General features: G+C 51.0%; 7 protein-coding genes. All 7 read left to right on the top strand.

Going from position 1 to position 9,886, the window contains the following annotated elements:
• Positions 1–1,007, top strand: a 1,007-nt coding sequence (locus CX651_RS19235; RefSeq protein ID WP_157822705.1) for a type VI secretion system Vgr family protein, incomplete at its 5' end; no start/stop codon positions are given.
• 12 nt (positions 1,008–1,019) lie between these two features.
• A complete protein-coding gene (locus CX651_RS19230; RefSeq protein ID WP_101057688.1) occupies positions 1,020–2,390 on the top strand; it encodes a PAAR domain-containing protein in 1,371 nt (456 codons plus the stop codon).
• A gap of 26 nt (positions 2,391–2,416) precedes the next feature.
• Entirely contained in the window at positions 2,417–3,220 is an 804-nt protein-coding gene (locus CX651_RS19225; RefSeq protein WP_101057686.1) for an ankyrin repeat domain-containing protein, read from the top strand.
• Positions 3,221–3,297: 77 nt separating this feature from the next.
• Positions 3,298–4,005, top strand: coding sequence for an ankyrin repeat domain-containing protein (locus CX651_RS19220; RefSeq protein WP_157822704.1), 708 nt, complete (start codon positions 3,298–3,300; stop codon positions 4,003–4,005).
• A gap of 28 nt (positions 4,006–4,033) precedes the next feature.
• The gene (locus tag CX651_RS19215; RefSeq protein ID WP_146226028.1) at positions 4,034–4,948 is read left to right on the top strand and encodes a DUF4123 domain-containing protein; all 915 of its coding nucleotides are present in this window, start codon (positions 4,034–4,036) and stop codon (positions 4,946–4,948) included.
• A gap of 15 nt (positions 4,949–4,963) precedes the next feature.
• A complete protein-coding gene (locus CX651_RS19210) occupies positions 4,964–5,884 on the top strand; it encodes a DUF4123 domain-containing protein (protein WP_101057678.1) in 921 nt (306 codons plus the stop codon).
• Positions 5,881–9,886: DUF6531 domain-containing protein (locus tag CX651_RS20425; RefSeq protein WP_101057676.1), on the top strand; the 4,006-nt coding region annotated here is incomplete at its 3' end. The genes CX651_RS19210 and CX651_RS20425, both read left to right, overlap by 4 nt.

Here is a 9,886-nt window from a genome sequence, read left to right as displayed (position 1 = left end):
ACGGTTTTCATGCGATAGAGGGTAACCTTCCCTGGTTGGCTATGCCCAAGACCAAGCCCTTGGTAACGGGTCCTCATATGGCTACCGTGGTAGGGCCTAAGAATGAAGAAATCTTCTGTGATAAATATGGCCGGGTTAAAGTGCAGTTCCCTTGGGATAGATATGGCCAGGCAAATGAGCACAGCAGCTGTTGGGTTCGAGTCAGCCAGGGGTGGGCCGGTGGCCAGTACGGCTTTATGGCCATCCCGCGGATTGGTCATGAAGTGATAGTCTCTTTTCTGGAAGGCGATCCGGATCAACCTATCATTACCGGCCGCACTTATCATGCTGCCAATCCAACCCCGTACCTGCTGCCTAACCACAAGACCCGAACACTGTTCAAAACTCAAACCCATAAAGGGGAAGGTTTTAATGAACTGAGGTTTGAGGATGAGGCCAGCCGGGAGCAGATCTATCTCCATGCCCAAAAAGACATGGATAGCGTCATCAATAACATCAAACGAACTGAAATCGGCTTGGATGAGCATATCACCATAGGCCAGGATCAGTTCCAACTGGTGAAAAACAACCGCCATACCCAGGTTGCGCAGGACGATATTGCCAAGACAGACAGAGATCATCAGTTGTTGGTCGGGCGGAACTTCATTCACAAGATAATCGGTGCGATGAAGCGCTATATAGGGGGAGGGCTTATCACTCGCATTGATGGGGGCAACCAAACCAATATCGCCGCTTCTGATGAACGGATTATTGGTGCAGATCTGCTGATTAAGGTTGGTAATGCCAGTTCTCAGAAAGCAAAAACCATTGTGCTGGATGCCGGTCAGGAATTGACCATCAAGGGGCCGGGTGGCTTTATCAAGTTGGACTCAGGTGGCGTCACTATTTCCGGAAATAAAGTCAAAATCAATGAAGGTGGATCGCCTGGCACAGCAACGGAACCCAAGGCTGTCGATCCGGAAGCGCCCGCTGAGCCAACCAAGCCCGATCTGGCTGACAGGCGTTAAGGGAGAAACTGTATGCCAAAAGCAGCCCGAATAGGCGATAGCTGTGCAGGACATGGATGCTTTCCCGCTACACCTATAACGGCAGGAAGCGGTGATGTCAGCGTCAATGGCATCCCAGCGGCCAGAAAGGGAGATTCGGTCCTGTTTCACGCCTGCCCGTGTCCCAAAATGCCACATGGTATTCATGGTCGTAGTATCTCTGCCGGCTCTGCGAATGTGTCTATCAATGGTAAAGCGGCTGCCAGGTACGGTGATGCTGTCGGGTGTGGAGGTTCGGTAGCCGCAGGCTCCGGGGACGTCTTAATTGGTGATACGCCATACCAGTCGACAGAGCATCCCTGTGGTGAGGCTGCGGCAAAAGACAATGCACCCTTCATCAAGTTGCTGCCTTTAGCCGCATTGCCTGTGATGCAATGGGCTGATGCCGGCGAGATGGTGTCTTTTCTGAATGACCCGGTCAACAGTGTTGCTGAGCGCAAGGCGCGATATGAAGCCCGTAAAGCATTGAGCCAAAGTCATGCGGGCTCGGCATCGGCGGCCAAAAAGGCTGCGTCGGAAAGATTGGCTTTCAATAACGACAATATACTGCGAGCAGAAGCTGCCCAGTATGTGTATCGTGTCGATGAATTCAAGCGGGGACACATCAGCGAACTACCAGAACCGCCTTTGGGCTTGGAAGCTGTGGATACCAGCAAAATTCCGGGATTGAATAATGCTGTCTTTTCGGACAAAGAAACTGGTTTCGGCGCCGGGCTATTCAAATCAGCCATCAACGACGAAACCATGTTGACATTCAGGGGAACCAATAATCGAGTAACAGGTAAGAAAGATTGGATAACTAATGCTAAACAGGGAATGGGAATCGAATCCAAGCAATATAACCAAGCCATGAAGCTGGCCAGGCAAGCATCAATGTCACCTCATTTGGAGCAACAACTTGTTATTGTGGGTCATTCTCTTGGAGGTGGCTTAGCGGCCAGTGCTGTCGGAGCAACGGGAATTCCTGGTTACACTTTCAATGCAGCAGGACTTCATCCAAAGACAGTTGAACGTTTTGGTGGCCTGCCGATGGCCGAAATAGATGGATTGATCCAGACTCAGGCGGTCAATGGTGAAATATTGACAGGCGGGCAGAAGTTGCGAGGAGTGTTACTGCCTGGGCTTCTGGGAGGAATTGGGAGCCTGTTTGGTCCAGTTGGTACTGGTCTTGGACTGTTGGCCAGCGGTGTATTGATGGCTCGGGATACGCTTCCAAGCGCGCCGGGGAAAATGCATTCGTTGGAGGGAAGCGGATGGAACCCCGCAACTCGCCATGGTATGGCGCAGGTTGTGGCAGGTATTGAAACACAGAAGCGTGAGGATATTACAACGCTTACTGGTTAGCATGAATCGAAAAGGTAACAGAAGTCATGATGAAACTGAAGAAGGGGCATTGGCTTGGCTTATTGATAGCGGGTGTACTCAGTGCTTGTGGAGTAGGAGGAAAACAGATGGATGCCGAACAGTTTTTTAAGCCTGAAATGGTTCAGTTAATAAAGCACATTCAGCAAGGGCGAGAAAAAGAAGCACGCGCCATGATAGTGGAAGGATTAGACCTTAATATGCATGGCGAAGAAGATATTACGCCGCTGCTTTGGCTTATTACACAAAATGATAAGCACGCGATAAAGCTCGCATTGGAACTAGGGGCAGATCCAAATTTTCCACAGGCTGATGGTGGCAATGTTATTACTTTTGTCGCAGGGGGCAAAGATATTGAGTTGCTTGAAATATTATTGGCGGCAGGCGGAGATGCCAATAGTATTGATCATAACAGAGAGCCGGCTGTATTTCAGGCGATTGGGGAATCTAATATAGAGGCTGTAAGAGTGTTACAGAAATACGGTGCTGATCTTAATGCCATTGATGCCTCAGAGATAAACTCCGCGCTTCATGCCGCTTTTATCAACCAATGGGAGCTGGTTTATTTCATCCTCAATCATGGTGGAGATTATAGGCAATACTCCAATGGTGGAGTTGATTTGGCCTGGATTATCCATGATATCGAACAAAAAAAACTGTTTAACGCGAACAGTGACAATTATCAGTGGTTATTGAAGGTTAAAGCTTTCCTTTTGGAGCAAGGGGTGAGATTTCCCCCGCCATCTCCTGCAGAAGTACAAACTCGTTGGGCTAAAGAGGGAAGAGCTGGTTACCAAGCGTTCGAGAATTAGTGGTGTTCTGCGCTTTGTCTGGCTTAAGTATGCGGTTGGCATGTGTGCTCTGTTCTTTGGTTTGGGTGGCGTCACAGATGGATGCTGAGCAGTTTTTTAAGCCGGAAATGGTGACGGTACTTCAGCATATTCAGCAAGGCCATGAAAAAGAGGCCAGAGCAGCGTTAACTGATGGACAAGACCTCAATATTCATGGTGACGAGGATATTACCCCTCTGCTATGGCTTATTTTACAGCAGGATAAAGCGGCGGTGGCTTTGGCACTCAAACTTGGGGCCGACGCTAACTTTAAGCGAGCGAATGGTGACAATGCGATTACGGCTGTAGCCGGGAATGAGGATACTGATTGGCTGAAAATGTTACTTGAGGCCGGTGGGGATCCCAACAGTGTGGATCGTAATCAAGAGCCCGCCTTGTTTCAGGCCGTAGGAGAAGGCAATAAGGAGGCTGTTGAGATCCTGCTGGATCACGATGCAAATGTGAATGCTGTCGATGGGCCTGGAAGTAACGCCTTGCAATACGCTGCTGCCATCAACGACTTTGAAATGGTGTACTTCCTGTTGCAGCATGGAGCCGACTTTACCCACAGTAACGATACCGGCGCGGATTTAGCCTGGAATATACATAAAAAGCTGTCCCGTGGGCTGGTATCGTCATCTTCGGACAACTACGAGTGGTTGATGAAATCCAAACAGTTTATTGAAGAGAAGGGGGTTAGCTTTCCACCGCTTTCACCGAAAGAAGTTCGGGCAATATGGGCTAAGGAAGGCAAACCCGGTTACTGATTGTTGTTGTAATCAAGGATGTTGTTGAATGTCAGGGAATGCACAATCCATGCTTATGCACCAGATCATCAGTGGCAGGCAAAGCCATTATTGCTATGCCTTGATAGAGCCATTTGATATCGCCGGGTTTGATGAGCAATGGTCAGTTTTAAGTACCGCCCCGGGAGCACAGTGGCGCAGCCTTCCCATTGCATCGCTGGCCTCGGCACCGGGGTTGCAGCCTTTGTTGTTAAGGCTCAGTGATGGTAGCCCCTGTGAGACCCTGATGCTCTGGTTGCTGCAACAACCAGGGGCAGAGCAGCGGTGCATCTTGTTCACCACCTGGTTTGATTGGCAACAAGTCATTGCTTTTTGGTTGCAGCGAACTGAGGCTCTTTATCCTCAGGGCATAGTCGCTCCATTTAACAGTTTTTCGGCTCCCATACTGTCATTGCTGTGGCAAACCCTGGGCGATGAACAGCAACAGAGTTTTGTCGCTGGTTTGGAAGGCCTCTATTTGCCTGAAGGCGCAGCTTGGAGACTGTTGGCAATCGGAAACCAAGTGGCTGAACCCGCTTTTGAGCAAATACAACTCAGTGAACAGCAATATGAGCTTTTGACGCGCGAGAGTCGGCGTGAACTGCAAAGTCAGCAACTGTTTTTAAGGCTACAGCCTTATCACAGGAGAGAATTTTCGCCGGCGGATATCAGAGCCGTCTATTTCGATACCTTGCAACGGGTACAACAGCAGTTTGCTGATGCAGATGCCAGGAGTTGTGAAATCATGGCACAGCGCAGGTTCGTCTGGGGGAAAGATTACTTTATCCATCCTGTGTTTTTGGCCTTGTGTACGGATGGTGATTATCGAAAGGCGCTGAGACGTTTTCAGCAAAAAGTATGCAATGATGCGGCGCTCGGTCGCGATATGGATTTTCATGATTGGTTGCCTCCATTGGAGCAATAGCCAGAGGACAGGGATGTGGTAGCAATAGCAGCATTAGAGCAACAACAACTCGATGAACAGCAATGGCGGCAGCTATTGGTCACTGGCTCGGTGTTTTTGCTGGCAGATCCAACACTCAATGAAGCGGTGAGAGGTATAGCTGAATCACAGCTTCCTGAAACTCCCGAGTTCAACCGGCTCTATTGGGGGGAACTGGGAAGGCTGCACGCATCATTGTCCCCGTGTCTTATCCGGGCTCATGGCAGTAATTGGGCCGAGTTGCAGCAAAAAATATGCAGCCAGCCCGGTTGGGGAATGGCCTGGGTGCTGGAAGGCGATATGCAGGCCTACACGCCACTTCAGCAACTGCAACTATTGGTACATCACTTGCGCAGTTGGACCTGGATAGCAGACGGTGATGACACCCAGTTATTACGCATTGCCGACTGGAAGGTAACGGAAACCTTGCTGAGTGCCAGTTCGGTTGAAGAAGCCGTTGACTTTTTGGGTCCGGCGGCGGCCTTGGTGACGATTAACGCCGATGGGATCACGCGCTGGCAACCCAAACAGGGTTCACAGTGGCAGTTAGCGCAGCAAAGCACACCCAGAGTGTTGACTGACCCCCAGTATCAGGCGCTGCGTCAGATGGCTGAAGCCATCACTTATCGTGACTACATGACGCACCTGCAACAACATCATCCCGTGACCAGACAATGGTCCACAGACGACTGCCTCAGTTTTATCTCAAAGCATGTTAATCAGGCCCAGCAGCACGGATTCAGTGGCAAGCAGCAGCAGATAAAGTTTCTCACGCTCGCGTGCCTGTTTGGCGATGATTTTTGGCAGTTGCCCTGGGCGAAATCTATCCTCGATGCTCCAAGACAAGGCGCTGAAGACAGGATGTACAAGCTATTTCGCGCAGCAGAGGCCGAATTGGATAAGGAAGTCGCATCATGAGTCAGAATCGCAAGGCAGAGTTGATCTCCAGTGAAGTTGCTGCAGAGCAGAACTTCACCACAGATAATATCTTGCGCGGCAGTTGCGTCGAGTGCGGTTGCACGGCACTGATATTTTATCACTACGATGATGGTCAACCTGTGCCCGAAGCCCCTTTCATACTGACTGACAGTAATAACAAAAAGCTTGAAGGCAAGACAGACAAGAAAGGGCTCTGCCTGATTGAAGAAATGCCCTGTGGCGCTTTCGAACTGCTGCTTGATGAAGGGAGCGATGAGTTTCGCCCCAAAGAAACCGAAGAGAATAACCCGGTTTTACAGGTTAAGAGCGAATATGCTGCCATTGCCGGAGAGTATTTCACTCTGTTCACGCTGCTGCGAAACAAAGGCTTCATTGAATATGACGCTGATGACAGCAGTGAGCGTCATATTGATATTGATGACACCAGTCTGTTTTTGAATGTACCGGATGAATATGAACCCGCCTACGAGCGCTTCTGGGAATTAAACGACCGAATTAATCGTGGCTCGATGGGATTGCGCGAGGCCATTTATAAAATTCATGTCAGTCTTCCTGCCGAAGTGGTCAGCAAGGCCGGGGACAACAGCGCTATTTTATTGTTCTGTGAAATTGCGCTGGGCTTCATCCCTGTAGTCGGTCAGGCGATGGATATCTACGACCTCGGTGAATGGGGCTGGCAGACATACACTCAGGCAGCGCTAAGAAGCGATCCCATGCACTGGGCCATTGGTGGTCTGGTACTGGTTGGGTTTGTTCCCGGTGTTGGTGATGCTCTGAAAAAGTCCGGTAAAGCCATTATTGAAGCTCTGGCCAAAAACAGTCCGGAAGCGATCCAAGCCGGCATCAAGATGTTGCGTGGTTTATCCAACGGAAACCTGGTGAAGTTTCTCAATAGCTTTGCTGACAAAATCAAAGATGCCGGTGCCAAGGCATTGGAACTGCTGCAACAGATTATCGACGGACTCAAGCTGGCCTTGGTCAATGGCGGCCATTGGATCCTCAGGTTGATGAAAGAGGCATTTGGTTCGCTTATTGACATCATGGTATCCATGGCCGGCAAGCTCAAAGAGATGCTGGACTGGGTCTGCAACAAGGTAAAAGAATTTATTGGCAAGGTGGTTACTCGCCTGACCGGAACTCCCAGACCTAAAAATACCGAGCATCCAGAAGTGGATTTGAATGCCGGGAAAGACGCTCAAATCCGGGATATGAGTGGGCCCACGGCTGAAGTGGATGCCAGTAACCAGGTATTGCCAGGCGCCAAGGGCAAATGCACCAATGGTTGCCCCATCGATATGGCTACCGGCCATGTGGTTGACTGGCGCACAGATTTCAGTTTGCCGGGAATATTGGCGCTAGGGCTTAAGCGTTTCTATCACTCAGGACCTGATGTCGAACCCGGTATGTTGGGAAGACGCTGGCGCGCGGATTGGGATATGAGCCTGGTGTTAAGTGGTGATCAGGCCACTTTTACTGACGGTGAGTATAACCAGGCGCTGTTTGTCATCCCTGAAGAAGGCGCCGCTCATCGGGCGGCTCATATGCCACAGTGGCGGTTATGCCGCATCGACGGGCTGTTGGTGATGCGCCATTTAAGCGGCATTGACTACACCTTCAATCATGCTTTGGGCAACAAGCTGATGCTGACAGCCATCAGCGATCAGAGCGGTAACCGCCATCATTTTGTTTATGACCGCGGCCAACTGAAAGGGATTTTGCTCAGTGACGGTCGGCGTATCAAGGTGAATGGTAGCCGGCGACGTATTGAACGCCTTGAGTTGCAGACAGCCGATGGCAAGGCGCTGAAAACCTTGGTGGCCTATGAGTACAACGACAAAGGATATCTGACATCATGCCGGGCCGATCCGGGCCACAGCTTTGACTACCAATACTCGGATGAGGGCTGGTTGCTGCGCTGGCAGGACATGAGCTGCACCTGGGTTGAACATGACTATGACAGTCAGGGGCGGGCCATTCGCTCCAGAGGCGCTGACAAGCGCTTTTGTGACGCGTTGCATTACGATGATGATAACCGGATTGTCTATTACCGTAGTCCGCTGGATGGTATCAAAATCTATCACAGGGATGAGCGCAACAATATTATTCGTGTTGTGTTGCCCAATGGCGATACCACCTACAACGAATGGCAGGACAACCAACTGGTATCCCAACGCAATCAGTTGGGAGAGCAACAGGCGTTCAAGCGTGACGAGTGGGGGCAACTTGCCGAGCTGACCCAGGCGGACGGCAGTCAGCTTAAGTGGCAGTATGATGAAGCCGGCAGGTTGCTTAGCTTCACCAATGAATTGGGTGCCAGTTGGCAGCATGAGTACGATAGCCGCGGCAATCTGCTGTCGGTGCTTGACCCCTTGGGCCACAGCCGTTACTGGCAGTACAACTCCAAGGGGCAAATGGCCTGGGCGATCGATGCTGATGGCGAGCAGACCGGCTTTGGTTATGACAAGGTGTCAGGCCTGCCCTGCGAAGTCATTTTGCCCGGCGTTGAACCGCTAAAACTGGAATATGACAATCTGGGGCGGATAAGCCGGGTGCTTCAAGGGATCCAGTGTCACAAGTATACTTATTTGGGGCAAAGTGCCCTGGTCACTGGGGTGGTGGACAGCCAAGGCAAACGCCAGCACTTCGAATATGATACCGAAGGCAATCTGGTCAAAGCGACTGATGCCAATGGCAACAGCCAGCAATATCGTTACGGTGCGTTTGACCTGTTGCAAGCCAGTATCGATCCTTTAGGCCATGAACTGCAGCTGTTCTATAACGGAGAATGCCAGTTTGCCGGCATTGCCAACAGCAAAGGTGAGCAGTGGCGATATCACTACAATTCCAGCGGTCAAATTGTTGAAGAGCGTCACCTTGATGGTCGTCGTAACCGCTTCGATTACGATAAGGCCGGCCGGGTAATATGCAAAACCCAGGCTGATGGCAGCAGCATTCATTTCTTCTACGATATCTGTGGCCGTTTGCTGCAAAAGCAAACCCGTAACTCGCAGCAAATGGTGATGAACAATAGCCATTTTGAATACGACGGGGCCGGTCAACTGCTTAAAGGCCGTAATGCCGTGTCTGAGCTGGCGTTTAGCTATGATGCGCTTGGCAGGCTGATTGCTGAAACGCAAAATGGCCAATCGATTGAGTATCAATACACTGCCGCGGGTCGTCCAATTCGTGCCAATGGCTTATTGCTTGAGCAACTGCAGACATGGCAACACGGCCGTTTGGCAACGATTGCCGCTTCTGGGTTTGAGCCGCTGACACTGGCATACGACCGTTATGGCCGGGAAACCAGTCGCAGTAACCAGGCTGGATTCTGCCTGCGACAGGAGTACACCCCGGAGGGACTGCTCAAACGTCAGCACCTGGATGCCTGGAGCCCACAGGGGACAGAGCAGCAACTACCTGGCCGCTTTGGTGGCATTGCCCGCAGTTATGAATATGACGCTCTGAGCCGGATCACCGCCATCGAAGACGGTCACTGGGGCCGCAGTGAATTTACCCAAAATGCCCTTGGGCAAATCGTGGCAGAAAAACGCACCAGCGCCTGGCATACACGCAGTGAGCGGCGCCAATTCAGCTATGACTCCGAACTCCAACTGACGGCCATAGCCTCTTGGGCTGAGGATGGGCAAAACAAAGACCAGCTTAGCAACAGTTCCCCGAATAGCACTTCAAATAGCCGGATTATCGACTTCGCCAAAAAGCGCCAGGAAAAGGCACTGGAATATCAGCAAGCCGGGCGGGTAGTGCGTCAGGGAGACAATGTTTTCCGCTACGATGCCAATGGCCGTATGGTCGAGAAAACCCTGAAACGTGATGGTTTCAGGGCCCAGACTAGCTTCTATCATTGGGATGAAGAAGATCGCCTCATTCGTGTCAGTCTGCCCAATGGGGATATTTGGCATTATGAATACGATGTCTTTGGCCGCCGCTGTCGTAAATACCGGCAGCAACCAGCAACGCAGC

The sequence above is a fragment of the Shewanella chilikensis genome (assembly GCF_002836945.1).
GTDB classification, from domain to species: Bacteria; Pseudomonadota; Gammaproteobacteria; order Enterobacterales; family Shewanellaceae; genus Shewanella; species Shewanella chilikensis.
The sequence above is the reverse complement of the archived record's forward strand: the minus strand, read 5'-3'. Positions and strand labels throughout refer to the sequence as shown.

Bases quoted from the DNA above. Each gene is read 5' to 3' on its own strand.
- CX651_RS19230 (WP_101057688.1), top strand. From the start codon at position 1,020: ATGCCAAAAGCAGCCCGAATAGGCGATAGCTGTGCAGGACATGGATGC.
- CX651_RS19215 (WP_146226028.1), top strand. From the start codon at position 4,034: ATGTCAGGGAATGCACAATCCATGCTTATGCACCAGATCATCAGTGGC.
- CX651_RS19220 (WP_157822704.1), top strand. From the start codon at position 3,298: ATGGATGCTGAGCAGTTTTTTAAGCCGGAAATGGTGACGGTACTTCAG.
- CX651_RS19225 (WP_101057686.1), top strand. From the start codon at position 2,417: ATGATGAAACTGAAGAAGGGGCATTGGCTTGGCTTATTGATAGCGGGT.